This is a genomic window from Pseudomonas sp. B3G-3, assembly GCF_028640915.1.
GTDB classification, from domain to species: domain Bacteria; phylum Pseudomonadota; class Gammaproteobacteria; order Pseudomonadales; family Pseudomonadaceae; genus Aquipseudomonas; species Aquipseudomonas chlororaphis_I.
The window spans coordinates 63,700-88,981 of record NZ_JAQZAB010000137.1; the positions used below are offsets into that span (position 1 = coordinate 63,700).

Here is a 25,282-nt window from a genome sequence, read left to right on the forward strand (position 1 = left end):
TATAACGTCTGGCACGAGGTTCCGGTCATGGCAAAAAACAACAAGGGCGCCACCAAGGGCACTGCCGTTGAGCACGCGAAGCTGAGCAAAAAAGACTATGAGGACGAGTTGCGGCGGCTGCATGTCGAGCTGGTCAAGCTGCAGGAATGGGTGCGCGAAAAGGGCATCAAGATCTGCATCGTCTTCGAAGGGCGCGACGGCGCCGGCAAGGGCGGCACCATCAAGGCCCTGACCGAACGCCTGAGCCCGCGGGTGTTCCGGGTGGTGGCGCTGCCGGCGCCGACCGACCGCGAGAAAAGCCAGATGTACCTGCAACGCTACCTGCCGCACCTGCCCGCCGCGGGCGAAGTGGTGATCTTCGACCGCAGCTGGTACAACCGCGCGGGCGTCGAGCGGGTGATGGGCTTTTGCAGCGAAGAGCAGGCGGTCGCCTTCCTCAAGGCGGTGCCGCTGGTGGAGCGGGCGATCGTCGATTCGGGCGTGATCCTGCTCAAGTACTGGCTGGAAGTCAGCCCGGAAGAACAGACCCGCCGCCTCGAAGCGCGGATCAAGGATGGCCGCAAGATCTGGAAGCTGACGCCCATGGACGTCAAGTCATACAGCCGCTGGTATGACTACTCCCGCGCCCGCGACGAGATGTTCAAGGCCACCGACACCGAACATGGGCCCTGGCTGGTGGCCGACTCCAACGACAAGCGCCGCGCGCGCCTGAATATCATCTCCGACCTGCTCAGCCGCATTCCCTACAAGGAAGTGCCACGAGAGAAAGTGGTGTTGCCCAAACGCCAGAAGCCGGGCGGCTATCGGGCGTCGGACCATCCGCTGCGGCGGGTTCCACAGAAGTTCTGACCGGCGCCTCCAGGCACATCCGCACCGCACACAAAGGACCAGCGTTCCATGAGCCACTCGGGTTCTCCACCGCCCGTCCCGGAGCCCGGCCGGATTGCCCGCCGGGATGCCGGCGCCGGGCACAACCGCTGGAGCCGCTGGCTGCCCGGGCTGCGCATGCTGCAGGACTATCGGATGGCCTGGTTGCGCCACGACTTCGAAGCCGGGCTGGTGCTGACCACGGTGCTGGTGCCTGTCGGCATCGCCTACGCGGTGGCGTCGGGCCTGCCCGGCATCTATGGCCTCTACGCGACCATAGTTTCGTTGCTCGCCTATGCACTGTTCGGGCCCAGCCGGATCCTGGTGCTGGGGCCGGATTCGTCGCTGGCCGCGGTGATTCTCGCCGTGGTCCTGCCATTGTCCGGCGGCGACCCGCAGCGCGCGGTGGCCCTGGCGGGGATGATGGCCATCGTGGCCGGGGCGGTGTGCGTCCTGGCCGGCATCGCGCGCCTGGGGTTTGTCACTGAATTGCTGTCCAAGCCGATCCGCTACGGCTACATGAACGGCATCGCGCTGACGGTGTTGATCAGCCAGTTGCCGAAGTTCTTCGGCTTTTCGGTCGAGGCCAACGGGCCGCTGAGCAACCTGTGGGCCATCGTCACCGCGATACTGGAGAGCAAGACCAACTGGACCGCCTGCCTGGTCGGCGCCGCGACCCTGGGGGTGATCCTGCTGTTCAAGGACAGCAAGCGCGTGCCGGGGATCCTGATCGCCGTCACCGCGGCGACAGTCGCCGTCGCCGCGCTGGACCTGGCGGCAAACTCCGGCGTGTCGGTCCTCGGCAAGCTGCCACAGGGCCTGCCGGCGTTCGCCATCCCCTGGATCACCCGCGCCGATATCGGCCCGGTGCTGATCGGCGGTTGCGCGGTGGCCCTGGTTTCGTTCGCCGATACCAGCGTGCTTTCGCGGGTCTACGCGGCGCGGACCCGCAGCTATGTCGATCCGAACCAGGAGATGGTCGGGCTTGGCGTCGCCAACCTGGCGGCCGGTCTTTTCCAGGGTTTTGCCATCAGCAGCAGTTCCTCGCGCACCCCCGTGGCCGAGGCCGCCGGCGCCAGGACCCAGTTGACCGGGGTCGTCGGCGCGCTGGCCGTGGCCTTGCTGCTGATGCTGGCGCCGGACCTGCTGGAGGACCTGCCCATCAGCGCCCTGGCCGCGGTGGTGATCGCATCGGCCATCGGCCTGATCGAAATCCGCGACCTGCGGCGGATTTACCGCATCCAGCGCTGGGAGTGCTGGCTCTCCATCGTCTGCACCGTCGGCGTGGCCGTGCTGGGCGCGATCGAAGGCATCGGCCTGGCCATCGTGATTGCCGTCATCGAGTTCCTGTGGGATGGCTGGCGCCCTTACTCGGCGGTCCTGGGACGGGCGGAAGGGATCAAGGGCTATCACGACATCACGCGTTATCCCGATGCGCGCCTGATCCCCGGCGTGGTGCTGTTTCGTTGGGATGCACCGTTGTTCTTCGCCAACGCCGAGCTGTTCCACGACCGGGTGCTGGACGCCGTGGCGGCCTCGCCGACACCGGTGCGCTGGCTGGTGGTGGCGGCGGAACCGGTGACCAGCGTCGACGTGACGTCCGCCGACATGCTGGCGGAGCTGGATGACACCCTGCACCAGGCCGGCATCAAGCTGTGCGTGGCGCAGATGAAAGACCCGGTCAAGGACAAGCTCAAGCGGTTCGGCCTGTTCGCGCGGTTTGGCGAAGCGGCGTTCTTCCCGACCATAGGCGATGCCGTCGACAGCTACCTCGCGCTGTATCCGTCGGAGGAGGAAGGGCGCGAGGATCGCTGAGCGACAGGGTCGAGGTTCAAGGGCATGGCAAGGTCGCAGGTGATCAGCTCCCGATCCTGCTCAGGACCTCGTCTTCCAGGGGCGACTCAGCCGAGCCGCATCGACAGTTCCACGTCGTCGCTGAAGGGCACGGACAGATAGCCGCTGCCGGGCGAACGGACCCGGGCCAGGTAGTCCGGGCAGTAGTCCGTGTTGTCGGCGACGATCAGCGCGCCCGGGCGCAGGCGGCTTTCGACCAGGGCCAGGATATCGGCATACAGCGCCTTGGCGCCGTCGAGCAGGAGCAGGTCGATGGATTCCGGAAGGTCGACCGCCAGGGTCTTCAGCGCGTCGCCCTCGCGGATCTCCACCAGGTCAGCCAGGCCGCCTTCGAGCAGGTGCTGGCGCGCCCGTTGCACCTTGGACGCCTCGAACTCGCTGCCGATCAGGCGGCCGCCGCCGTTGTCGCGGAGGGCCGCGGCCAGGTGCAGGGTCGAAATGCCGAACGAGGTGCCGAATTCGACGATGTGCCGGGCCCGGGTGCTGCGCGCCAGCATGTACAGCAGCCCGCCGGTGTCGCGTGAAACCGGCAGCCAGAGGTCTTTCAGGCGGCCATAGAAATCCAGGTATTCGGTCTTGCTGTGCATCAGGCGCTCGCGTTCTTCGCGGGAGATGCCGGCGACGGCCGGGCTGGTTGCCGTATGGGCCTGGTCGAACAGGCGATCGAGCAAGGGCGCGAGCGGGGAAGTAGTCAGTGTGCTGGTCATGGGGGTATCCCTTCCAAAATTGACGCCTGGCGGCGCGTGGCTAAAATGCGATCAATTCGTCGCATTTAGAGGATATGAGCAAGTGACCCCACCCGCTATTCGCATTGGCTCCGGCCCCGTGGGGCCGTCATGAGCAATCGCCGGACCCCGCAGGTTTCCTCGCGAAAAGCCCCTAAACAGGCGCGCTCGACGGAGCTGGTCGCGGCGATCCTGGAAGCCGCTACTCAGGTTTTGGCCAGGGAAGGCGCGCAGCGTTTCACCACCGCGCGGGTGGCCGAGAAGGCCGGCGTCAGCATCGGTTCGCTGTACCAATACTTCCCGAACAAGGCGGCGATCCTGTTCCGGTTGCAAAGCGATGAGTGGCAACAGACCACGCAGATGCTGCGCAGCATCCTCGAAGACCTTGGCAAAGCCCCGCTGGAACGGTTGCGCGTGCTGGTCCGGGTGTTTATCCAGTCCGAGTGCGAGGAAGCCAGGATGCGCGTGGCGCTCAACGACGCCGCGCCGCTGTATCGCCACGCCCCCGAAGCGCAGGCCGTGAAGGCGCAAGGAGAGAGGATCTTCCAGGCTTTCATGGAAGAGGCGCTGCCCGACGCACCGCAGGCAACCCGCGCCCTGGCTGCCGACTTGATCACCACCACGCTCAGCAGCGTAGGCAAGGAGTTTTCAGAAACCCCGCGCGGCGCCGCAGAGATCCAGACCTACGCCGACGCGATGGCAGACATGTTCTGCGCCTACCTCACGCAAGTGGCGCGCGGTGCTGGCTGACCGGTACAGGCCGCGAGGTTGCCGGGCGCCCCGGGCGGCGTTCGATGCCGGCCAGGCGCGCGGGGCAGGCCTTCTGAAAAGGCGTTTTATTCAGCCGTCAGCACCTCGGGCGAAACCACCCATACGCTGCAAGGCATCTTGTACAGCAACTGCTCTGTCGTACTGCCGATCAGGCGCCCCAGGCCACCACGATGACCGACCCTGCCCATGACAATCACGTCGACGCCATAGGCGTCTGCGTAGCTGGTCAGGACCTTGGCCGGGTTGCCCATGATCATGTGCTGGCGTTCCGCTGGAATGCCGTTGCGTTCGGCCAGTTCGTTGAAGGCGGCGCCCTGTGCGTCGAACAGGGTCTTGACTTTGCTGGACGAGAAAAACGTCGAGCTCTGGTCGAAGTTGAATTCGTCCGCGTCGATGGAAGACAGGTCATGGGCATAGATCACGTCGAGTTCGGCGTTACAGGCGCTGGCCAGTTTCGAGGCTTCATGCAGTATCCGGTCGTTGAAGTCCTGGTACTGACCATCGCGATGGAACGGATCGACCGCCGCGACGATCTTGCGTGGCAACGCATGCTGTAGATGGCTGACAAAATGCAGGGGCACCGGGCACTCGCGCAGCAGGTGGATATCCAGGGGGGTGAAGAACACCCGCGACAGCCGCGATTGATGCTCCAGGGCCTTGATCAGCAGGGCCATGGGCTGTTCCTTGAGGTGTGTCAGGATCTCCTGCAGCGGGTTTTGCACCCACACCACTTCAGTGGTGACGGTGACACCCAGTTTGCGCATCGGGCGGGCCTGCTCTTCAAGCCATTGACGATGGCGCTCGACGTAGCCCAGGCGCATCTGCTCCAGGGCCTGTTCGTTGACCAGGCTGGCCGTGGCCAGACCCTCCAGGTAATCGAAGGCGACGATGTGCAGGGCAGCATCTTCGGCCCTGGCCAGCGCGGCGGCCCGATCGAAGGCCGGGCTGTTCTCCATCAGTGGCGAGGCGACCAGCATGAAACGTGCTTGCTCGGACATGACAAATCTCCCGTGGGTAGTTGCAGGTATCGGCAACGATGCGTCTTCGGTCGTGAAACCTTGCCCCGATCCTGCCTCTGGCCGGTGGCGCGCGCTTGATCTGTATCAACCCGTCCGGTCGTGGAGCAGGCCGGCAGACGTGTGGTTGGGCGCAAAGGGCTCCATCGATGAATTGTTGATCATGATCAACCCCAGGGCCTTCCTTCCGGCGCAGCCTGAACGTCTTGCTGGACTCTAGAGCGGGCACCGGACCGGAGAATCGTCATGGCCACCATGAAAGCGGCAATTTTCGTTGAAAAGAACCGGATCGTGCTCGATGAAAAGCCGATCCCCGAAGTGGGCCCGCTGGATGCCCTGGTGCGTATCACCACGACGACGATCTGCGGCACCGACGTGCACATCCTGCGTGGCGAGTACCCGGTGGCCAAGGGCCTGACCATCGGTCATGAACCGGTGGGCATCATCGAGCGGCTGGGCTCGCAGGTGCGCGGTTTTACCGAGGGGCAGCGGGTGATTGCCGGGGCCATCACGCCCAGCGGGCAAAGCTATGCCTGCTTGTGCGGCTGCGCTTCCCAGGACGGCCCGGACACCCGTCATGGCTTTCGCGCCATCGGTGGCTGGAAGTTCGGCAACATCATCGACGGTTGCCAGGCCGAGTACGTATTGGTACCGGATGCCCTGGCCAACCTGTGCCCGATCCCCGACGGCCTCAGCGACGAACAGGTGCTGATGTGCCCCGATATCATGTCCACCGGGTTTTCCGGGGCCGAACGTGGCGAGGTCAATATCGGCGATACCGTCGCGGTATTCGCCCTGGGCCCGATCGGCCTCTGCGCGGTGGCCGGTGCGCGGCTCAAAGGCGCCAGCCAGATCATCGGCGTGGATGCCGTGGCCGAGCGCATGACGGTGGCCAAACGCTTGGGGGCGACCCAGGTGGTCAACTTCAGGGACGGCAACGTGGTCGAGCAGATCATGGCGCTCACCGATGGCCGTGGCGTCGACGTGGCCATCGAAGCCCTGGGCACCCAGGGCACCTTTGAGTCCGCCTTGCGCGTGCTGCGGCCCGGCGGGCGGTTGTCCAGCCTCGGCGTGTATTCCAGCGACCTGCACATCCCGCTCGACGCCTTCGCCGCCGGGCTGGGCGACTACAGCATCGTCAGCACCCTGTGCCCCGGCGGCAAGGAACGCATGCGTCGCTTGATGGCAGTGGTGCAAAGCGGCGGGGTCGACCTGTCGCCGCTGGTGACCCACCGCTTCAGGCTCGACGATATCGAAGCCGCCTATGAGCTGTTCGCTCACCAGCGGGACGGGGTCATGAAGGTCGCGATTACCCCGTGATACCGGGGCGGTTGACGTTCGTGCTTGAGCGGAGGTGATCGATGATCATCGACATTACAGAAAAACCGGCAGGCCACGGCTGGGTGGTGCACATGGATGCCCTGGAAGTGGACTTCGACAGCCTGGAAGCCGCAACGGCCTTCGTCGGTCAACTCAGGGCGCGCATCGATGCGCCGCATGCCTGGCCGGCCAGCCCTGGCCAGACGAGGGATGCCCCTCGGGCCGCCGGCAACCGATCCGCCCCGACGACCAGCAAGGGAGCCTGCCCAGGCCTGGTGAAGTGACCCTCGTGGCCAGGGCGGCAGGTTCATCCGGATGGAGGTTCTATGAGTGCGACCCTTGGCCTGGAGGGCGCGGCGGCTGCGCTGGGCATCGGCCTGCTTATCGGCCTGGAGCGCGAGCGGCACAAGGGGCGAGGAGACAGCCGTGCCTGTGCCGGGTTGCGCACATTCGCCATTACCGCGCTGCTGGGGTACGTGGCCATGCAGGTCGGTGGTGGCCTGCTGCTGGGGATCATGGCGATCTGCCTGGCCATGCTGGTCACCGTGGCGTATTGGCGAAGCCTGGGCAGCGACCCGGGCGTGACCAGCGAAGTGGCGTTGCTCACGGTACTGGCGCTGGGGGCGATGTGCGGTACGGCACCGGAACTGGCGATTGCCATTGGCGTGGTGATGGGCGGGCTGCTGGCCTATCGACAAAAGTTGCATCACTTCGCCCGCAGCCAACTGAGCGAAGCGGAAATGCGCGACGGCCTGGTACTGCTGATCGCCGCGCTGGTGGTGTTGCCGCTGGCGCCGGATCGTTACATCGGGCCTTATGCCGCGATCAATTTGCGCACCATCTGCACCCTGACCGTGTTGCTGATGGCCGTGGGCGCGATAGGCCATATCGCCGTCCGTAACCTGGGCACGCGTTACGGTTATGCGATCAGTTCCATCGCCTCGGGTTTCGCCTCCAGCACGGTGACCATCGCCGCCATGGGGCATATCGCTGCCAAGGAACCGGACAGCATCAAGGTCCTGGGCGCGGCGGCGTTGCTCTCCAACCTGGCCACCCTGACCCAGGTGGGCCTGATCCTCGGCGCGGTCGATACCGGTCTGCTGGGGCCTATGTGGGGGCCGCTGTTCGCCGGTGCGGCCGCCACGGCATTGTATGGCCTGTGCCTGATGTTTCCCGCACCCGCCCAGGGCACCCGCCAGCCGATCAAGGTCGGCGGCGCGTTCAACCTCAAGCTGGCCTTGCTCGTCACGCTGGCCATGACCGCTATTACTTTCCTGTCGTCGGTGATGTTGAGCCACTTTGGCGAAGTAGGGGTGATGGTCACGGCGACCCTCAGCGGTTTCGCCGACGCCCATTCCTCGACGGCGTCGATAGCCTCCCTGGCCAAATCCGGCCAGTTGCCGTTCCAGGCCATCGCCACGCCGGTGCTGATCGTGGTCAGCAGCAATTCCCTGAGCAAATGCCTGGTGGCCTGGGTCAGCGGCGGGCACCGCTTCGCCGCTTATGTCATTCCCGGCCAGGTACTGCTGACGTTGGCGATGTGGGCCGGCATCTGGTTGTACTGAAGCCTGTCGCTTCGGGTAGCTGACAAAGATCAAGTCACCCGGTCCTGAAACCTTCAATCTGCAATTCCAGCCAGGGTTTTTAGACGACCGCGTGCCGAGGTGCCTTATGTCACAGACTCAGCGTTTACTGCTCATTGCCCCGCCAGCCATGAACCGGACGCCAGCGTTCGACCGCGCCGCGGCGCTGGCTCGGGCGATGCAATTGCCCTTGCATATCGTGGCCTTCGATTATCTGCAGGCGCTGGCGGTGGCCGGCCTGTTCGCGCCCGAACAGATCGCCCAGGCCCGGGACGGGTACCTGCAAAACCATCGGCAATGGCTTGACGAGCAAGCTCGCTCGATGAGCGAACAGGGCATCGAGGTCACCAGCGAAGTGGTCTGGGTGCACCGCCCGTTCGAAGAAATCCTGCACTTGGTCAATGAGATGCCCCTGGCCCTGATCGTCAAGGATGCCGAAGAAGAGCCGGCCTTGAAGCGCGTGTTCTTCACCCCGCTGGATTGGCAGCTGCTACGGGATTGTCCGGTGCCGGTGCACCTGGTGACCAATGCCTTCAACCCGCGGCCACGCAATGTGCTGGCCATCGTCGATGTGCTGCGCAGCGACGAGCAGGACAAGGTGTTCAATGACCAGATTATCGATGCCGCGGTAAAGCTGGCCGGGCAATGTGCCGCCGGACTCGAGCTGGTGCATGTGTATGACTGGGCCGCGGTGTATGCCCAGGACATGGGGGTTGGCGTGCTGCCGTTGAGCGCCGGGATCTACGAAGTGTTGGGCGAGGCGCAATTCGAGGCATTCGCGGCACTGGCCGAACGCCATGGCGTACCGCCGGAGCGCCGCCACTTCATCGAGGGTACGCCGCTGTCGTGCATCTGCGACTTCGCGATTGCCCACCGCACTGACGTCATTGTCCTGGGAACCGTGCGGCACAAGGGATTGAAAAAACTCTTGGGCAGCACCGCCGAGCAACTTTTGCATCGGACACCTTGCAGTGTGCTGGCAATAAAACCGGACAAGAGGCTGTAATCGAGGGTGAGTCGCCCCTGGCGGACCGCTGGCCGGCACGCCAAGGGCGGCGGTTTTACAGATGGAGGCGATGGATGACCTGGCGGCTGTCGTCGGGATCGTGACTGCGTTCGAAACCCAGGGCCTTGGCCAGGTCGCGCATGGGCGCATTGCTGGCGGCGTCGATCGAATACATCTGGCGAAAGCCGTTCTGGCGGGCGGCCTTGATCAGGTGCTCCATCAACAAGGTGCCCAGGCCCAGGTGCGTCCATTCGTCGGCGACGGTCACCGCGCATTCGCATTCGTGCTCGCCCGTGGCGGCGTAGCGGCTGATGCCGATCTCGATCAGTTGTCCGTTATCGTGAGCCAGCGCGACGTAGGCCATGCGCTGCTTGCCGTCGGTGTTCATCAACTGATCGAGCAAGGCGCCACTGGGGTCGCTGATCTGGGCAAGAAAGCGCATGTGCCTGGATTCGGGAGACAGGCGCTTGATAAAGGCGTACTCCCGCTCGCGGTCCTTTTCCGCCAGAGGCCGGATCAGCACATGACGGCCGTCCCTCAGCGCTTCGATCCAGTGTTCTCCGGGGACCGCGGCGTAGACGCCGGCGGCCCGTTCGTTGTGGTCTTTGACAGTGAGCATGATGGGGTTCTCCATACGGCCGCAGGGGCGTGTGCGGCAGGGCGCACACGCGGTTTGTTTGGTTTATTTACCCTGCTGACAGCACGCGGATCTGATCTGGATCAGACACAGGCGACAGGCCTCGTTCATTGATCGGCACCTGATGTAAATCAAACCGCGCATCGGGGGACAAGGCGCACTCTTGGCGCATGCCGGCCTGTTCGACCGGTGCCTGAGCGAGGTGTGTGATGGGGCATTACCAACATTTGCTGCTGATCGCCGATCCAACCCTGCATCAGTCGCCTGCCTCGCTGCGGGCGGTTGCGCTGGCCAAGGCCAGCGGGGCTGCGCTGCATGTACGCGCCTTCGCCGAGCCAGCGCCGGTCGTGCGCTTGTGGGAAGAGAAGATCGACGAGGCGGGTTATCAGCGTTATATGCGGCGCCATCGCCGCTGGGTGGCCGAAGAGACCCAGCGGCTCGGCGACCTGGGGCTGGAGGCGACCGTCGACGTGCTGTTCACCACCCATTCGCTGCTGGACATCCTGAAGACGGTCGAGGAGCTCGGCCCCGACCTGCTGATCAAGGACGCCAGCCTGGAACCGCTGCTCAAGCGGGTGTTCATCACGCCGCTCGATTGTCATTTGCTGCGTGAGTGCCCGGTCCCCGTGCACCTGGTCAATCAGGTCCGCTACGGGTTGCCGCACCGGGTCGTGGCGGCGGTGGATCCATTCGATCCATCGACACAGATCAGCGGCCTGAACGACACCATCATCCAGACGGCCAATGCCCTGGCCCTGCAATGCGATGCGCCACTGCACCTGCTGTACGCCTATGACCTGTCGCCGGCGTTCAATGGCGATGCACCGCTGGTCAGCGGTGGCTGGGGCATGGACGTCGTCGAAGAGCTGCGTGAGTCCTTGCACCAGGCGTTTGTCACCCTGGCGGAGCGCTACGCCATCCCGCCGGAGCGCCGGCACTTCGTCCCGGGCCCGCCGGTGCCGGCGATCGGTGACTTCGTCGAGCAGTACCTGGCCGATGTGGTGGTGATGGGGACTGTGCATCGGCTGGGGATCGACCGCTTGATCGGCAGCAATACCGAGCGGGCGCTGTATTCGGTGCCGGGCAGTATCCTGGCGGTCAGGTGAACGGCTCGGGCGTCACGGGGTGAGCACGATCGCACCGTTGAACTGACCGGCCCGCAGATGCTCCAGTGCCTGGTTGGCATCGTCCAGGGCGAAGCAGGTGACGTCGCAGTGAACCGGGGTGTGCTGCAATTCTGCGAAGAACGCGATGCCGTCTTCGCGGGTCAGGTTGGCCACCGAGCGCACGCTGCGTTCGCCCCAGAGCAGTCGATAAGGGAATGCCGGGATGTCGCTCATGTGGATGCCGGCGCAGACCACGCAGCCGCCCTTGGCCGTGACGGCCAGCGCCAGCGGCACCAGCGGGCCGACGGGGGCGAAGATCAGGCTGGCGTCGAGCGGGTGCGGCGGGGGCTGGTCCGAGGGGCCGGCCCAGCAGGCCCCCAGCGACCGGGCATAGTCCTGGCCCGCGTGGTCATCGGGTCGGGTGAAGGCATACACCTGCTGTCCACGCCCCAGCGCCACCTGGATCGCCAGGTGCGCTGCCGCGCCGAAACCGTAGAGGCCCAGGTGCCGTGCGTTGCCAGCCATGCGCAAGGCGCGAAAACCGATCAGCCCGGCACACAGCAACGGTGCGGCCTGGGTGGCCGAGAGCGCTTCGGGAAGCGGCAGGCAGAAACGGGCGTCGGCGAGGGTGTAGTCGGCGTAGCCGCCGTCCAGGTGACAGCCGGTAAATTGCGCCTGGTCGCACAGGTTTTCCCGGCCCGTGCGGCAGAACTCGCATTCGCCGCAGGTCCAGCCGAGCCAGGGCACGCCCACCCGCTGGCCGATCCAGTCCGGCGCGACGTCGGCACCCACCGCGGTCACCTGGCCAACGATTTCGTGGCCCGGCACCCGTGGCAGCACGGCCTGGGGCAACTCGCCATCGACCAGGTGCAGGTCGGTGCGGCAGACGCCGCAGGCCAGGACTTTGATCAGCAGTTGCTGGGGACCGGGTGTCGGGACCGGGCGTTCTTCCCGGCGCAGCGGCTCGCCGGGGATATGCAGGACCATGGCGCGCATGATGGTTTTCCACGCTTCCAGGGATCAGCGCGGGGCTGAACGGTGGCAACCTGCGACCAATTGCTTGAGCCCCTCCATGTTCAGGACCTTGACTTCCCGGCCGGAAATTTCCACCAGCCCCTGGTCCCGCAGGTGCGCGATGCCCCGGCAGATGGTTTCCAGTCTCAGCCCCAGGTAGGAGCCGATCTCCTCGCGGCGCATCTTCAGGATGAAGTCCCTGGACGAGTAGCCACGCTGGCTCAGGCGTTGCGACAGGTTCAGCAGGAAGGCCGCCAGGCGTTCGTCGGAGTTCATGTTGCCCAGCATCATCAGCATGTCGTGATCGCGCACGATCTCGCGGCTGAGGATCCGGTTCAGGTTGTGCTGCAGCGACGGCAGCTCCAGGGCGAGTTTTTCCAGGTGGGCAAAATGGATAGGGCAGACTTCGCTGTCTTCGAGGGCCAGCGCGTTACAGGTGTGCATGTCGCTGCTGATGGCGTCCAGGCCAAGCATTTCGCCCGGCATCTGGAAGCCGGTGACCTGCTCGCGCCCATCGAGTGAAAGCACGCTGGTCTTGAACGAGCCGATACGCACGGCATACAGCGAGCGCAATGGATCGCCGGCGCGATAGAGGGCGGCGCCTTTCCTGACCTTGAACCGTTGCACGATCAGGGTGTCCAGGCGCTCGATTTCGTGCCCGGTCAGGCCAAGCGGCAGGCACAGCTCCAGGACGCTGCAGTTGGCACAGGCAGTCTTGAGATGATGGTTCGGGTGCGTCCGGGCGTCCGGCATGCCATAAGACCCCTCTATCGGTTGGTAAAGCATAGTCCTTGAACCTCGCTAGGGCGGGCCGTCCGGCTGCTGGCAAAAAGCAGGCGACGAGTGGAAGGGCCTGGTCAAGACGGCGTCGATGGAACGATGGCTTATTCAGCTTCAATGGCTTCATCGGTGCTTGATGTAAATCAAGTCCTGAGCGTTCCAGGCTCCCAGAATCGATGCATGTCGATCGGTGGGCCGGGCCCTGGCGGAGAACTTCATGAGCGGTTTCCTGAGTGCGGAACAACTGGAGACGCTGGATGCCTACTGGCGGGCCTCCAATTACCTGGCGGTCGGGCAGATCTACCTCAAGGACAACCCGCTGCTGAGGACGCCGCTGGCCCTGGCTCATATCAAGCCGCGGCTACTGGGGCACTGGGGCACCACGCCGGGGCTCAACCTCATCTACACGCACCTCAACCGGCTGATCAACCAGTACGACCTGAACATGATCTTTGTCGCCGGCCCCGGTCATGGCGGGCCGGCTGTCGTGGCCCAGACCTACCTGGAAGGCACCTACACCGAGCTCAATCCGGAGGTGGGGCGCAACGCCAGCGGCCTGAGCCGCCTGTTCAGGCAGTTTTCCTGGCCATACGGGATCTCCAGCCACGTTTCGGCGCAGATTCCAGGGTCGATCCATGAAGGCGGCGAGCTGGGTTATAGCCTGGCCCATGCCTACGGCGCCGCCTTCGATAATCCGGACCTGATCGTGGCCTGTGTCATCGGCGATGGCGAGGCGGAAACGGCAACGCTGGCGGCCAGCTGGCATTCCAACAAGTTCCTCAACCCGGCGCGCGACGGCGCGGTGTTGCCGATCCTGCACCTCAATGGCCACAAGATCGCCAATCCGGCGCTGCTCTCCAGGATCAGCGAGGACGAGCTGTCGGCCCTAATGTATGGCTATGGCTACGACCCGTATTTCGTCGAAGGCGATGACCCGATGGAGGTGCACCAGGCGCTGGCCAGGACACTGGACACGGTGCTGCAGGAAATTCGCGAGATCCAGCGCATCGCCCGCCGCAATACCCAGGACCAGGCTCCGGAGCGGCCTCTGTGGCCCATGCTGGTGTTACGCACCCCCAAGGGCTGGACCGGGCCGAAATTCGTCGACGGCCATCGGGTCGAGGGCACCTGCCGTGCGCATCAGGTGCCCCTGGCCGATTTCCAGCAGCCGCTGCACCTGCGCCAGCTCGAGGAGTGGCTCAACAGCTACCGTCCCGACGAGCTGTTCGATGCCAACGGTGCCTTGCTGCCCGAGCTTGCCGCACTGGCGCCCACCGGACACCGGCGCATGAGCGCCAACCCCCATGCCAATGGCGGCGTGTTGTTGCGGTCGCTGGATCTGCCACGGTTCGCCGACTACGCCGTGCCGCTCGCGGCGCCGGGCTGCCTGCGGGCAGAGGCCACCCGCGTGCTGGGCAGGTTCTTGCGCGACGTGATGAAAAACAGTCTGCTGTCGCGTAACTTTCGCCTGTTCGGCCCGGATGAAACGGCCTCGAACCGGCTGGACGCGGTCTATGAGGTCAGTGCCAAGGCCTGGATGGATCCACAAGAGCCCGACGACAGCCACCTGGCGGCTGACGGTCGGGTGATGGAAATCCTCAGCGAACAGGTCTGTGAAGGCTGGCTCGAGGGCTACCTGCTGACGGGGCGGCACGGCCTGCTGTCCTGCTACGAGGCGTTCATTCATATCGTCGATTCGATGGTCAATCAGCACGCCAAATGGCTGAAAACCGCCGCCGAGGTGCCGTGGCGCAAACCCGTGGCCTCGCTCAACTATCTGCTGACTTCCCATGTCTGGCGCCAGGACCACAACGGCTTCTCGCACCAGGACCCGGGGTTCATCGACCTGCTGGCGAACAAAAAGGCCGATATCGCGCGAATCTATCTGCCACCCGACGCCAATTGCCTGTTGTCGGTAGCCGATCACTGCTTGCGCAGCCGCAACTACATCAACGTCATCGTGGCCGGCAAGCAACCGGAGTGGCAGTGGCTGGATATCGATGCGGCCATCCGCCATTGCCAGGCCGGGATCGGTCGATGGGACTGGGCCAGCCGGGATGACCAGGACCCCGACGTGGTGATGGCCTGCGCCGGCGATGTGCCGACTCTGGAGACCCTGGCCGCCGTGACCCTGCTGCGCGAGTACGTTCCGGACCTGCGGGTGAGGGTGGTGAATGTCGTCGACCTGATGGTGCTGCAGCCCTCATACCAGCACCCCCATGGTTTGCCGGACAGCGCCTTCGAGCAGCTGTTTACCCTCGACCAGCCGGTGATCTTCGCGTTCCACGGTTACCCGGCGCTGATCCACAGGTTGCTGTACAAGCGAAACAATCCCGAGCGTTTCCATGTGCGTGGTTTCAAGGAGGAGGGCGCGACCACCACCCCGTTCGACATGGCGGTGATCAACAACCTGGATCGTTACCAGCTGGCGCTGGACGTGATCGAGCGGGTACCCCGGCTGCATGATCAGTTGCAGCTGGCGCGGTCGCGCTACTGGTCGACCCTGGAAAAACACAAGCTCTACCTCATCGAACACGGTCAGGACATGCCCGAGGTGCTGAACTGGCAATGGACGCCCGCGACCGGTACTTGAGTGTCAGAGCGCGCTCAGCCGCTGCGAAGCCTGGGCCGGCACCAACGGCCGGAGCGGTGGAAATTCCTCGGGAGTCAGGGTCTCCTTTTCCAGCAGCAGGCGGGCTCCGGCATCCAGGTCGTTCCGGCGGTTCTGGAGCAGGGTCTTGGCCTTGTCATAGGCTTCATCGAGCAAGGCGCGGATGGCCAGGTCAATTTCCCGGGCGGTTTGTTCCGAATAGTCTCTCTCGCCACCTCGCGGCAGGCGTTCGCCCAAATAGCTTGCAGGTTGCCGTTCGAGTACCGACTGGCCGAGGGTCGAGTCCATGCCGAACCGAGTGATCAACTGGCGGGCAATATCGGTGGCGTGCCCCAGGTCGTCAGCGGCGCCGGTGGATATCTGGCCATAGGCAAGGAACTCGGCGGCGCGTCCGGCCATCAGCACGACAATCCGGTCCTTGAGCATCTGGCAACTGATCAGGAAGTGGTCCTCGGTCGGTCGCTGCAAGGTATAGCCCAGAGAACCGGCGGCGCGCGGGATGATCGACACCTTGTGGACCGGGTCCATGGCCGGCAGGCTGCTGGCGGCCAGGGCATGCCCCATCTCGTGATAGGCCACCACCTTGCGTTCGTCGGGGTGCAGCAGGCTGCTCTTGCGTTCGATCCCCGCGACAAGGCGCTCCACCGCCGAGGTGAAGTCGTCGAGGTGGACCGACTCGGCGCCGCGGCGGGTGGCCACGATGGCGGCTTCGTTGACCAGGTTGGCCAGGTCGGCACCCGTGAAACCGGTGGTGATGTCGGCGATACGCTGGCAATCGAGGTCCGCGGCCGCGGTAATTTTTTTCAGGTGGACCTTGAGAATCGCCTCTCGGCCTTTGCGATCGGGGCGATCGATCAGCAACTGCCGGTCGAACCGGCCCGCCCGTAACAGTGCCGGGTCCAGAATCTCGGGACGATTGGTCGCGGCCAGAAGGACGACGCCTTCGCGGGGATCGAATCCGTCCAGCTCGGCCAGAAGCTGGTTGAGCGTCTGTTCTTTTTCGTCATTGCCACCGAACGCGCCGATACCCCGCATCTTGCCCAGGGCATCGAGCTCATCGATGAAAATAATGCAGGGTGCGGCCTGCCTGGCCTGCTCGAACAGATCACGCACTCGGGCGGCGCCGACGCCAACGAACATTTCGACGAATTCGGAGCCTGAGATCGAGAAAAACGGTACCCCGGCTTCCCCGGCGATGGCCTTGGCCACCAGGGTCTTGCCTGTACCCGGTGGACCGACCAGTAACGTCCCCTTGGGAATATGCGCCCCAAGGCGCGCGTACCTGGCCTTGTCCTTGAGGAACGAGACGATCTCCACCAGTTCGGCCCTGGCTTCATCGATGCCCGCGACATCGGCGAAGGTCACCCCGGTATCGCGCTCCACGAACACTTTGGCCCGGGACTTGCCAATGCTCATCAATCCACCCAGGCCCTGTTTTTCCGCCAGCCCGCGAAACAGGAAGTGCCAGACCGCCATGATGAGGACAAAAGGTAGCAACCACCCCAGCAGGTTACTCATCAGGGTGTTTTCATTGATGCCTCTGAATCCGACAGTCGATCGGGCAAGATCCGCCGCCAGCGCCGGTTCGACCCGCACCGTCGAGAACCGGTCGTGCCCATCGATGGGGGGCTGCAGTTTGCCGCTGATCCGATCCTTCTCAATCCGCAAATCGCTGACCTTCTGCTCGTTCAGCAGTTGCAGAAACTGGCTGTAAGGAATGTCCTGCACGGCATGACGATCGAAAAAGAGAAACTGAGCGAGGGCGACCATGGCCAACGCGATCACGAAGTAGGACAGGTTCCATTGGTGACTTTTGTTCATGGCCTTGGCTCACGGAGAGGGCATGGGGGGCGGGCAGGCCGCCTATCACCCGGGGAAGCCGTGGGCGCCCCGGGTGATCGATTCAGGCAATCAGCAAATGATCGTCTACCTTCCTCACTCCAGGCACCGACCAGGCAGCTCGTTCGGCTATCTGCCGTTCGCGCCACAAATGGACCTTGCCTTCAAGCTTTACCACATCGCCGTCGACCTTGATGTGAATGGCCTTGGCATCGATTTCCGCATTGCGCTTGAGGGCGTCCTCGATACGCTGCCGGATATCGCCGGCATCCACTCGCGGACGCAGGGTGAGCTGGTTGTCCACGCCCACCACGCCAGACAATTTACGTACCGCCCGCTCCGCGGTTTCTTTCTGGTACTGCCAGTCGACTTCGCCTTCGAGGGTGATCCAGCCGTTCTGTACCATGATCTTGATGTCTCCTTCAGGTACGTCTGAACTCCAGTTGAGGATGTTCAAGGCTCGGTTGGCAATGGTGTCGTCCGCCGTGCCGGCGCCTTTTTCCAGCCTGACCTGGATTTCCTCGGCCAGCGCACGCACCCCCTTGATGCCTTTTACCGCACGTTCGGCACTGATTTTCTGGGCGTAGCTGTTGACGTGGCCAGTGAGCGTGACCACACCGTTCTCCACTGTCACACCGATGTTGGCGGCATCGATATCGGGCTGGAACTCCAGCTCCTCCAGAATGAATTTACGCAGATTCAGGTCGCTCATGATGGTGTCCTTTGGCTGATGCGTTGGTTGTCCGGGTCATAAACCGGCCTCTCTGGTTTTTTTACGCCTGAGCGACGCTGTGACATTGAGCTAAATCAACAAGGCTTCGCTGACGCCGCCCGCTGATCGCTAGCCGGTATTAGTTGATAAAGATCAGAGGCTCGGCTCGATAACGCCCGATACTCGAAGCACAGCCTGAAGCTATCCAGTCGTAATCGACTGAGGGGGAAACCATGGATAAGCACTTGCCCGTTGTACTGCTGGGCATCGTGTTGGCGACGACGGCCGGTTGCAGTCAGCGACATGCCCAGGAAATCGACGCGCGCCTGGAGTCCGCGGAAAACAACGCCGCGACGGCGAGGCTCAGGGCCGATGAAGCTTATTTGAAAGCGGAACGGGCAGAGGCAACGGCCAGCCAGGCGCAACGGACCGCGGATGAGGCGAATGAACGTGCTCGTCGGATGCTCGATAAGGCGACCCGCAAGTAATGAATGATTTTTGAACGATGCTCCCGGCAGGAAGCCGGGCTGGCAGCTACACGGGTAAAGCGTTTCCAGGACGAGGTGTGTGATGTTGAAAATACAACGTTTACTGCTCATTGCACCGACGGAGATGATTCGCACCCCCGCATTCGAGCGGGCGCAGGCGCTGGCCAACGCAACAGGTGCGATGTTGCATATTGTCGCGTTCGATTACGTCAACGCACTGGCGGTGGCCGGCCTGTTCGACCACGACGCGATGACCCAGGCCCGGGAAGGTTACCTGCAGGTGCACCGCCACTGGCTCGAGCAACAGGCCAGGCTTGAGCGATGCAAAGGAGGGCAGGTGACCACTGAAGTGGTCTGGGCCAGGTTGAGCCCGGCCCACGTGCTTGAATACGTGAACGACTTCTACCCGGACCTGGTGATCAAGGATATGCAGCCGGTGCCGGCACTCGACCGGGTGTTCCATCGGCCTCTGGACTGGTTGTTGCTGCGTGACTGTCCCGCCCCCTTGCACCTGGTCATCCGTGCGGAAAACCCCAGGCCGTTGAAGATCCTCGCCGCCATCGACCTGTCCCACCTCGAAGCACTGACCCAAGGGCTCAACGAACGGATTCTCGACCTGGCCTCGACGCTGGCAACGTCCTGCGGCGCGACCGTGCACCTGCTCAATGTCAGCAACTGGTCGGTGGTGGGCGACACGGTGACGAGTGTGCCGACCTCGAGCCTGGACGACAGCCTGCGGGATGCGGTCAACGATGCCCAGCAAGAGGCCTTCGATCTGCTCGCCGAGCGCTATGGGGTCGAGCAGAAACACCGACATCAGCTGGCTGGCATCCCCCATCAGGTGATCGGCCATTTCGCCCGCCGGAACGTGTTCGACATGGTCGTGCTGGGTACGGCCTGCCGCCACGGCGTCGAGGTTTTCGTCGGCAGTACCGCCGAGAACCTGCTGCACCATCCCCCCTGCAGCCTGATGCTGGTCAAGCCGCCCGCCGAGGCCGGCTGAAATGACCGCGGGCACAGCCACGGTTGATAAAAATCAACGGTCGCCAGGGCGAAAGGAGCGATCAATAGCGTTCCCATGAAGGTTCAAGGAGACAAGCATGCGAATGTCATTTCTCGGCGCGGCCGGTACGGTCACCGGCAGCAAGTACCTGCTGGAGCATGAAGGCCAGCATGTACTGATCGATTGCGGCCTGTTCCAGGGCTACAAGCAATTGCGCCTGCATAACTGGGACCCGTTCCAGCTACCGGTTCGCGAGCTGGACGCCATTGTCCTGACCCATGCCCACCTGGATCACAGCGGCTACCTGCCGGTATTGGCGCGCAACGGTTACCGCGGCCCGGTGTATGCCACGGCCGCCACCTGTGAGCTGGTGAAAATCCTGTTGCGCGACAGCGGCCGCCTGCAGGAGGAAGAGGCCGAGTTCGCCAATCGCCATGGCTACTCGAAACACACCCCGGCGCTGCCGCTCTATACCGAGCAGGATGCGGAACGCGCCCTGAAGCTGCTGCGGCCGCTGGAGTTGCACCATCGGGTCGATATCGTCCCGGGTATGAGCATCCAGTTGCGCTGCGCCGGGCATATTCTCGGCGCGGCCACGGTGGAAGTCGTGGCCGGCGGCATCACGCTGGTGTGCTCCGGGGACCTGGGGCGGCCCAACGACCCTTTGATGTTCGCCCCGGAAACCATCGAGCACGCCGATTATCTGCTGGTGGAGTCGACCTATGGCGACCGCCGGCATCCCGTCGAGTCACCGGAAGAGCAACTGGCACAGGTCATCAGCCGAACCGCGATGCGCCGTGGCATCACCCTGGTACCGTCGTTTGCGGTAGGGCGCGCGCAATTGCTGATGTATCACCTGTACCGGCTGCTGCAGAAACGTGCGATCCCCGACCTGCCGATCTACCTCAACAGTCCCATGGCCACCGATGTCACACGCCTGTACCAGCGTTTTCGCAGTGAGCACCGCCTCTCCCAGGAGGAGTGCGAAGGCATGTGCCATGTCGCGCATTTCGTGCGCACGACCCAGGAATCGATCAACCTGGATCTGCAGCGCACGCCCGCGGTGATCATCGCCGCCAGTGGCATGGCCACCGGTGGCCGGGTGGTTCACCACCTCAAGGCGCTGGCCCCCAACCCGATCAATACGTTGCTGGTGCCGGGCTTCCAGGCCGGCGGCACCCGCGGCGCGCAGATAGTCGCAGGCGCCGAGTCGGTGCGTATCCACGGCAAGGATGTGCCGATCCGCGCCGAAGTCGTGCCGATGGAAACCTTGTCCGCGCACGCCGACGCCGATGAAATCATGCAGTGGTTGCGCGGGTTCAAGCGGCCGCCGAAACACACCTTCGTGGTGCATGGCGAACCCAACGCCTCGGACGTACTGCGCCGCCGCATCAGCCAGGAGCTGGGATGGTCGGTCTCGGTGCCGGAGTACCGCGACAGCGTCGAACTCTCGGCTGCCGACCAGCCCGCAAGCTCATCGCTCTGACAACCCCCCCCGGTGTTGCCACTCACCGATCGAGGCGTCGTGGTGGCGACGAGAGTGATCCTATGAAGGACAACGGTTTTCCCAGCGCTGAATGCGAATCGCCTTTTGAGGAACTCTCCTCGATGTTCGGCAAGTGGCTGAACCCGCTGCTATTGCTGTTCTGTGTGTTGACGCTCCTGGCCGGTGGCGTTGCGTACATGGCGCAGAAGCCCGGCTGGGCATCGCTAGGCTGGGCCGCAGGCAGCCTGGTGATGGCCCTGGTCCTGCTCGTCGAGATTGCCCAGCGCCTGGCCCGGCGCGAGGCGGGTGTAGACCTGATCGCGCTGATGTCGATGGTCGCCGCACTGGTCCTGGAGCAGATGCTGGTGGCGGCGGTGATTGCCTTGATGCTGGCTACCGGACGCACCCTGGAGTTCTTCACCAGGCAACGCGCCGAGCGCGAGCTTCGTGCGCTCATCGATCGGGCACCACGTTTTGCCTGGCTGCAGGAGCAAGGCGGCTTGCGCAGGATCCCGGTCGAGCAGATCCAACCGCAGCAGACATTGCTGGTGCGCCTGGGAGAGGTGATACCGGTCGATGGTCGCCTGCTGAGTCCCGCGGCCATCCTGGACGAATCGGCGCTCAGCGGTGAGTCGTTGCCGGTAACCCGTCGCCAAGGTGAGCAACTGCCCAGTGGCGTATCCAATGTCGGCGCACCTTTCCTGTTAACCGCCACGCGAACGGCTGCGCAAAGCACCTATGCCGGGATAGTGCGGCTGGCGGAGACGGCACGACGTTCGCGTGCACCCTTTGTGCGCCTGGCCGACCGCTATGCGCTGCTGTTCATTCCGCTGACCTTGCTGATCGCCACCGTGGCCTGGCAAATGAGTGGCGATCCCTTGCGGGTGCTTGCGGTCCTGGTGGTCGCCACACCTTGCCCGTTGATCCTGGCGGTGCCGATTTCCATCATGTCAGGCATTTCGAGGGCGGCGCGGCGCGGGATATTGATCAAGGACGGCACGACCCTGGAGGCGTTGGCCGGGATCAGGCAGGTGTTTCTCGACAAGACCGGCACACTGACCAGCGGCCATGCGCGCCTGCAGTCGATAGAGGTCAACGGGCTGGCCAATCCCCAGCACCTGCTTGGCCTGGCCGCCTCGCTGGCGCAGGCTTCGACGCATCCGATCTGCCAGGCAATGGTCGAGGCGGCACATCAACACCATTTATCACTCAGCGCTCCGCGGGAGGTTCAGGAACATCCTGGCTCGGGGCTTTGTGGTCTGGTCGAAGGCCGGCGCGTGCGTTTCGGCACCTTGTCTTTTGCGCATGAACAAGCGCCTGCGACTGACTGGAGCACGGCCATGCTGCGCCATATGGATTACCTGGCGTGTAGTGGCAGCTTCATCGACGTGGACGGGGAGCTGGCTGGCCTGCTGGTGTTTTCGGATAAGGTGCGCCGAGAAACCCCGCAAACCTTGCGGCGATTGCGCAACCGAGGCATCGAGAAAATCGTCATGCTCACCGGGGACCGCCTGGAAACCGCCGAGATGATTGCCCTGTCTGCCGGGATCGACGAGCTGCGAGCCGGGTTGACGCCCAAGGATAAAGTGCAGGCTGTCCAGCAGGGCTGCCAGCGTGCCAGCACACTGATGGTCGGCGACGGCATCAACGATGCCCCCTCGCTGGCGGCGGCCAATGTCGGTGTGGCGATGGGCGCCAGCGGTGCCACGGCATCTGCGCAAGCGGCGGGTGTCGTATTGCTGGTCGATCGCCTGGACCGTCTGGTCGATGCGCTGGACATCGCTCGCCGGACCTGCCGGATCGCCCGGCAGGGCGTATGGGTCGGCATGGGCATGTCATTGCTGGCCATGGTCGTGGCTGCGCTCGGTTACCTGCCACCGCTTGTCGGTGCCGTTGTGCAGGAGGGCATTGATGTGTTGATCATCATTAACGCCCTGCGTGCATTGGGACCTTTGCAGGGAACGGGCCCACGAAAGCTTGCCGCAGAACATATCGATCGCCTGCAAGACGAACACCAGCAACTGGCCGCAGTGCTGAGCGATCTGCATCAACTGGCCAGTGACTTTTCGCGGCGCCCCCTTGAGCAGGCGCAGGCCGACTTGCGGGAACTGGTTGGAAAACTGCAGACATCGCTGGCGCAACATGAGCGCGACGATGAAAACACCCTGTACCCGCTGCTGACTCGCAGCCTGCCGGGCGAGGACCCCCTGTCGACGATGAGCCACGCCCATCGGGAAATTTTTCGCCTTATCCATTTGCTGGCACGCATGAGCGCCGACTTCAGCGCCGACCCCGCCACGGCTTCTGCCGAGGAGATTCAGCATCAGTTGATTCGCCTGGACACCCTCGTGAGGCTGCATTTCGATCAGGAGGAAGAACTGTTCCGTTATCTCGACTGGCGCTAGCCGTGTGAAGCCGGCCCCAGCATTTGACGGCACTCGTCATCGGTCATCCGCGCATTGGCCTTTATGCGTGGCGCAGGGGCTCGCCGACAACGTGGGTTTGTTGATGAAAGTCAAGGTTTCAGGGGCTGTTTCATGGAAGCTGAAAGGACTATCGAACGGGTAGGAGAGCGACTTCATGGCTCACAGTAAAATCGTGTTTCGTGCTGCTGCTCGCGAGAAGATCCTGAGTGGCGCCACACAGTTGGCGGACGCCGTGCGCGTGACGCTGGGCCCGAAATCGAAATCAGTGCTGATTCAGAACAAGTGGGGCAATCCGACGGTCTGCAATGATGGCGTGACGATTGCCAAGCGCATCGACCTGCTCGACCCCGAGGAAAACCTCGGGGCTCAAATGCTGCGTCAAGCGGCCGAGCGCACAGGCGACGCGGTAGGCGATGGGACCAGCACGTCAACGGTATTGGCCCATGCGATCCTGGCCGATGGCATACGCAACGTCGTTGCGGGAGCCAGTGCGATCGACCTCAAGCGCGGCCTGGATCGGGGGTTGTCGTTGGTCGTGGCGTCGCTCCAGGCCCAGTCGCGGCCGGTGGGCACGCCCAGGGAAAAGGCACAGGTGGCCTCGCTGTCGGCGCATAACGATGCCGTCATCGGCCAACTGGTGGCTGACGCTCTGGAAAAGGTGGGCGTTGAAGGCGTCGTCAGCGTCGAAGAGTCCAAGACCACCGAGACCGTGGTCGAGGTCATGGAGGGGATGCGGTTCGACCGGGGTTATGTTTCGCCATACTTCGTCACCGATACCGAGAAGATGCAGGTCGAGCTCGATGACGCCTACTTGCTGCTCTGCGACCATAAGATCGGCGTACTCAAGGACTTGCTGCCATTGCTTGAGCTGGTTGCCAAAAGCGGGCAACCCCTGGTGTTGATCGCGGATGACATCGAAGGAGAGGCGTTGACCACGCTGGTCGTCAACCAGATACGGGGTGTCCTGCGCGCAGTGGCGATCAAGGCGCCAGGCTTTGGTGACCGACGCAAGGAGGTACTTCAGGACATGGCTGTCCTGACAGGGGCAACAGTGGTTTCCAACGAGTTGGGCGTCAGCCTTGAACAGGTGGAACTGGGCCAGTTAGGACACGCGCATCGAGTCGTGGTGCAAAAAGACAGCACGGCGCTGATTGGCGGGGCAGGTAGCCGTGAAGCTATCGAGGCGCGCCTGCAACAGATTCGCGCGCAAATGGGCAGTACTACCAGCGATTACGACCGGGAAAAACTTCAGGAGCGGCTGGCCAGGTTGTCTGGCGGTGTCGCGGTGATCCGGGTCGGGGCGCCTTCCGAGGTTGAAATGAAGGCCCGCAAGGATGCACTGGATGACGCGATCTCGGCGACCCGGGCGGCGATCGCCGAAGGCATCGTTCCGGGGGGCGGCCTGGCCCTGCTCAAGGCTGTCCCGACGGTTGCCGCCGAGGAGACCTTGCATGAGGGCGATGCCAGGACCGGTCTGCAGATATTGCGTCGGGCGTTGGAAGCCCCGGCGCGGCTCATCGCCGAAAACTCGTCTGTGGACGCCGGCGTCGTCGTTGCGCGCATGCTGGCGGATCCTGGGAGCATTGGCTTCGATGCATCCACCAACAGCTATGTCGACATGTACGAAGCCGGCATTATCGACCCGACCAAAGTGGTGCGCATTGCCCTTGAAAATGCCGTTTCGGTGGCCAGTATCTTGCTGCTGACCGAGGCGACCATGACCGATATTCCGGAAAAGGAATCGCCTGCCCAGCCACCATTCCCTGAGTGATGGCCGTGAGCCGGGTCGTACTCGCGCATGGGTGAAGAAGGGCGCTCCCGCCCTGATTGATATTGATAAATATGCTGGATAGCAGGCCGGGTGTCCGGGCCGGAGGGGGCATTTTGCCTGCCTTGCGCGGGCACTTGATATAAATCAACGCCAAGGGGGCATCGACGGAGGACGCTGGATTGCAAGCGCTGGTGCCTGCGCCAGCGAGGACGCCGCGGCGGCCGTCGAAAGGGCCACGGCAGGCGTTGAAACCCATCTGCCCGGAGC

General features: G+C 63.7%; 21 protein-coding genes. 14 read left to right on the forward strand and 7 right to left on the reverse strand.

Annotated features, from left to right (window positions below; genetic code table 11):
• The first annotated feature begins 27 nt into the window (after window positions 1-27).
• Entirely contained in the window at window positions 28-849 is an 822-nt protein-coding gene (gene ppk2, locus PVZ80_RS32725) for a polyphosphate kinase 2 (protein ID WP_009048999.1), read from the forward strand.
• A gap of 48 nt (window positions 850-897) precedes the next feature.
• Window positions 898-2,682, forward strand: coding sequence for a SulP family inorganic anion transporter (locus PVZ80_RS32730; RefSeq protein ID WP_273865079.1), 1,785 nt, complete (start codon window positions 898-900; stop codon window positions 2,680-2,682).
• A gap of 86 nt (window positions 2,683-2,768) precedes the next feature.
• Here the strand turns inward: PVZ80_RS32730 and PVZ80_RS32735 are convergent, their stop codons facing one another.
• The gene (locus tag PVZ80_RS32735; RefSeq protein WP_038632359.1) at window positions 2,769-3,428 is read right to left on the reverse strand and encodes an O-methyltransferase; all 660 of its coding nucleotides are present in this window, start codon (window positions 3,426-3,428) and stop codon (window positions 2,769-2,771) included.
• Window positions 3,429-3,557: 129 nt separating this feature from the next.
• On the opposite strand from PVZ80_RS32735, the gene PVZ80_RS32740 reads away from it, so the two are divergent.
• Window positions 3,558-4,196, forward strand: coding sequence for a TetR family transcriptional regulator (locus tag PVZ80_RS32740; protein ID WP_273865080.1), 639 nt, complete (start codon window positions 3,558-3,560; stop codon window positions 4,194-4,196).
• Between the two features lie 86 nt (window positions 4,197-4,282).
• Here the strand turns inward: PVZ80_RS32740 and PVZ80_RS32745 are convergent, their stop codons facing one another.
• Window positions 4,283-5,215 (reverse strand): universal stress protein, encoded by a 933-nt coding sequence (locus tag PVZ80_RS32745; protein ID WP_016702959.1) that lies wholly within the window; start codon window positions 5,213-5,215, stop codon window positions 4,283-4,285.
• 264 nt (window positions 5,216-5,479) lie between these two features.
• On the opposite strand from PVZ80_RS32745, the gene PVZ80_RS32750 reads away from it, so the two are divergent.
• The 4 genes from PVZ80_RS32750 (at window position 5,480) to PVZ80_RS32765 (ending at window position 9,142) form a co-directional block, all read left to right on the forward strand.
• Window positions 5,480-6,553, forward strand: a complete 1,074-nt coding sequence (locus PVZ80_RS32750) for an NAD(P)-dependent alcohol dehydrogenase (RefSeq protein WP_016702960.1) — start codon at window positions 5,480-5,482, stop codon at window positions 6,551-6,553.
• Between the two features lie 41 nt (window positions 6,554-6,594).
• Window positions 6,595-6,837, forward strand: a complete 243-nt coding sequence (locus PVZ80_RS32755; RefSeq protein WP_016702961.1) for a hypothetical protein — start codon at window positions 6,595-6,597, stop codon at window positions 6,835-6,837.
• Window positions 6,838-6,879: 42 nt separating this feature from the next.
• Window positions 6,880-8,118, forward strand: a complete 1,239-nt coding sequence (locus tag PVZ80_RS32760) for an MgtC/SapB family protein (protein WP_273865081.1) — start codon at window positions 6,880-6,882, stop codon at window positions 8,116-8,118.
• A 106-nt stretch (window positions 8,119-8,224) separates the two neighbouring features.
• Window positions 8,225-9,142, forward strand: coding sequence for a universal stress protein (locus PVZ80_RS32765; RefSeq protein ID WP_009049006.1), 918 nt, complete (start codon window positions 8,225-8,227; stop codon window positions 9,140-9,142).
• Window positions 9,143-9,197: 55 nt separating this feature from the next.
• Here the strand turns inward: PVZ80_RS32765 and PVZ80_RS32770 are convergent, their stop codons facing one another.
• Entirely contained in the window at window positions 9,198-9,761 is a 564-nt protein-coding gene (locus PVZ80_RS32770) for a GNAT family N-acetyltransferase (protein ID WP_101282471.1), read from the reverse strand.
• A 227-nt stretch (window positions 9,762-9,988) separates the two neighbouring features.
• Here PVZ80_RS32770 and PVZ80_RS32775 point away from each other — a divergent pair, with 227 nt between their 5' ends.
• The gene (locus tag PVZ80_RS32775) at window positions 9,989-10,885 is read left to right on the forward strand and encodes a universal stress protein (protein ID WP_273865082.1); all 897 of its coding nucleotides are present in this window, start codon (window positions 9,989-9,991) and stop codon (window positions 10,883-10,885) included.
• Window positions 10,886-10,897: 12 nt separating this feature from the next.
• On the opposite strand, the gene PVZ80_RS32780 is transcribed toward PVZ80_RS32775, so the two are convergent.
• The gene (locus PVZ80_RS32780) at window positions 10,898-11,881 is read right to left on the reverse strand and encodes a zinc-dependent alcohol dehydrogenase family protein (RefSeq protein WP_053269052.1); all 984 of its coding nucleotides are present in this window, start codon (window positions 11,879-11,881) and stop codon (window positions 10,898-10,900) included.
• A gap of 24 nt (window positions 11,882-11,905) precedes the next feature.
• A complete protein-coding gene (gene fnr / locus PVZ80_RS32785) occupies window positions 11,906-12,652 on the reverse strand; it encodes a fumarate/nitrate reduction transcriptional regulator Fnr (protein ID WP_009049010.1) in 747 nt (248 codons plus the stop codon).
• Window positions 12,653-12,896: 244 nt separating this feature from the next.
• Here fnr and PVZ80_RS32790 point away from each other — a divergent pair, with 244 nt between their 5' ends.
• Window positions 12,897-15,272 (forward strand): phosphoketolase family protein, encoded by a 2,376-nt coding sequence (locus PVZ80_RS32790; protein WP_028683963.1) that lies wholly within the window; start codon window positions 12,897-12,899, stop codon window positions 15,270-15,272.
• Between the two features lie 3 nt (window positions 15,273-15,275).
• Here PVZ80_RS32790 and ftsH read toward each other — a convergent pair whose 3' ends face one another.
• Both ftsH and PVZ80_RS32800 read right to left on the reverse strand, forming a co-directional pair.
• Entirely contained in the window at window positions 15,276-17,111 is a 1,836-nt protein-coding gene (gene ftsH, locus PVZ80_RS32795; RefSeq protein ID WP_016702969.1) for an ATP-dependent zinc metalloprotease FtsH, read from the reverse strand.
• Between the two features lie 82 nt (window positions 17,112-17,193).
• Complete coding sequence (locus tag PVZ80_RS32800; protein WP_016702970.1) at window positions 17,194-17,841, reverse strand: BON domain-containing protein; 648 nt, start codon at window positions 17,839-17,841, stop codon at window positions 17,194-17,196.
• A gap of 233 nt (window positions 17,842-18,074) precedes the next feature.
• Here PVZ80_RS32800 and PVZ80_RS32805 point away from each other — a divergent pair, with 233 nt between their 5' ends.
• The 5 genes from PVZ80_RS32805 to groL all read left to right on the forward strand — a co-directional run bounded on the left by PVZ80_RS32805 (window position 18,075) and on the right by groL (window position 25,015).
• Window positions 18,075-18,329: an Lpp/OprI family alanine-zipper lipoprotein gene (locus PVZ80_RS32805; RefSeq protein ID WP_016702971.1), complete on the forward strand. Its 255-nt coding sequence runs from the start codon at window positions 18,075-18,077 to the stop codon at window positions 18,327-18,329.
• Between the two features lie 82 nt (window positions 18,330-18,411).
• Complete coding sequence (locus tag PVZ80_RS32810; protein ID WP_028683964.1) at window positions 18,412-19,332, forward strand: universal stress protein; 921 nt, start codon at window positions 18,412-18,414, stop codon at window positions 19,330-19,332.
• Between the two features lie 97 nt (window positions 19,333-19,429).
• Window positions 19,430-20,818, forward strand: a complete 1,389-nt coding sequence (locus tag PVZ80_RS32815) for an MBL fold metallo-hydrolase RNA specificity domain-containing protein (RefSeq protein WP_028683965.1) — start codon at window positions 19,430-19,432, stop codon at window positions 20,816-20,818.
• Between the two features lie 122 nt (window positions 20,819-20,940).
• Entirely contained in the window at window positions 20,941-23,223 is a 2,283-nt protein-coding gene (locus PVZ80_RS32820; protein WP_029526504.1) for a heavy metal translocating P-type ATPase, read from the forward strand.
• A 175-nt stretch (window positions 23,224-23,398) separates the two neighbouring features.
• Window positions 23,399-25,015 carry a chaperonin GroEL gene (groL, locus tag PVZ80_RS32825; RefSeq protein ID WP_273865083.1) on the forward strand — a complete coding sequence of 539 codons (1,617 nt, stop codon included), beginning with the start codon at window positions 23,399-23,401 and terminating at the stop codon, window positions 25,013-25,015.
• Window positions 25,016-25,282: the final 267 nt, after the last annotated feature.

What these genes read in the sequence shown, in the direction of transcription:
- PVZ80_RS32800 (WP_016702970.1), bottom strand. Translation starts at nt 17,841, where the DNA reads ATGAGCGACCTGAATCTGCGTAAATTCATTCTGGAGGAGCTGGAGTTC.
- PVZ80_RS32760 (WP_273865081.1), top strand. Translation starts at nt 6,880, where the DNA reads ATGAGTGCGACCCTTGGCCTGGAGGGCGCGGCGGCTGCGCTGGGCATC.
- groL (WP_273865083.1), top strand. Translation starts at nt 23,399, where the DNA reads ATGGCTCACAGTAAAATCGTGTTTCGTGCTGCTGCTCGCGAGAAGATC.
- PVZ80_RS32775 (WP_273865082.1), top strand. Translation starts at nt 9,989, where the DNA reads ATGGGGCATTACCAACATTTGCTGCTGATCGCCGATCCAACCCTGCAT.
- ppk2 (WP_009048999.1), top strand. Translation starts at nt 28, where the DNA reads ATGGCAAAAAACAACAAGGGCGCCACCAAGGGCACTGCCGTTGAGCAC.
- PVZ80_RS32755 (WP_016702961.1), top strand. Translation starts at nt 6,595, where the DNA reads ATGATCATCGACATTACAGAAAAACCGGCAGGCCACGGCTGGGTGGTG.
- PVZ80_RS32805 (WP_016702971.1), top strand. Translation starts at nt 18,075, where the DNA reads ATGGATAAGCACTTGCCCGTTGTACTGCTGGGCATCGTGTTGGCGACG.
- fnr (WP_009049010.1), bottom strand. Translation starts at nt 12,652, where the DNA reads ATGCCGGACGCCCGGACGCACCCGAACCATCATCTCAAGACTGCCTGT.
- PVZ80_RS32750 (WP_016702960.1), top strand. Translation starts at nt 5,480, where the DNA reads ATGGCCACCATGAAAGCGGCAATTTTCGTTGAAAAGAACCGGATCGTG.
- ftsH (WP_016702969.1), bottom strand. Translation starts at nt 17,111, where the DNA reads ATGAACAAAAGTCACCAATGGAACCTGTCCTACTTCGTGATCGCGTTG.
- PVZ80_RS32745 (WP_016702959.1), bottom strand. Translation starts at nt 5,215, where the DNA reads ATGTCCGAGCAAGCACGTTTCATGCTGGTCGCCTCGCCACTGATGGAG.
- PVZ80_RS32730 (WP_273865079.1), top strand. Translation starts at nt 898, where the DNA reads ATGAGCCACTCGGGTTCTCCACCGCCCGTCCCGGAGCCCGGCCGGATT.
- PVZ80_RS32770 (WP_101282471.1), bottom strand. Translation starts at nt 9,761, where the DNA reads ATGCTCACTGTCAAAGACCACAACGAACGGGCCGCCGGCGTCTACGCC.
- PVZ80_RS32780 (WP_053269052.1), bottom strand. Translation starts at nt 11,881, where the DNA reads ATGCGCGCCATGGTCCTGCATATCCCCGGCGAGCCGCTGCGCCGGGAA.
- PVZ80_RS32790 (WP_028683963.1), top strand. Translation starts at nt 12,897, where the DNA reads ATGAGCGGTTTCCTGAGTGCGGAACAACTGGAGACGCTGGATGCCTAC.
- PVZ80_RS32810 (WP_028683964.1), top strand. Translation starts at nt 18,412, where the DNA reads ATGTTGAAAATACAACGTTTACTGCTCATTGCACCGACGGAGATGATT.
- PVZ80_RS32735 (WP_038632359.1), bottom strand. Translation starts at nt 3,428, where the DNA reads ATGACCAGCACACTGACTACTTCCCCGCTCGCGCCCTTGCTCGATCGC.
- PVZ80_RS32740 (WP_273865080.1), top strand. Translation starts at nt 3,558, where the DNA reads ATGAGCAATCGCCGGACCCCGCAGGTTTCCTCGCGAAAAGCCCCTAAA.
- PVZ80_RS32815 (WP_028683965.1), top strand. Translation starts at nt 19,430, where the DNA reads ATGCGAATGTCATTTCTCGGCGCGGCCGGTACGGTCACCGGCAGCAAG.
- PVZ80_RS32820 (WP_029526504.1), top strand. Translation starts at nt 20,941, where the DNA reads ATGTTCGGCAAGTGGCTGAACCCGCTGCTATTGCTGTTCTGTGTGTTG.
- PVZ80_RS32765 (WP_009049006.1), top strand. Translation starts at nt 8,225, where the DNA reads ATGTCACAGACTCAGCGTTTACTGCTCATTGCCCCGCCAGCCATGAAC.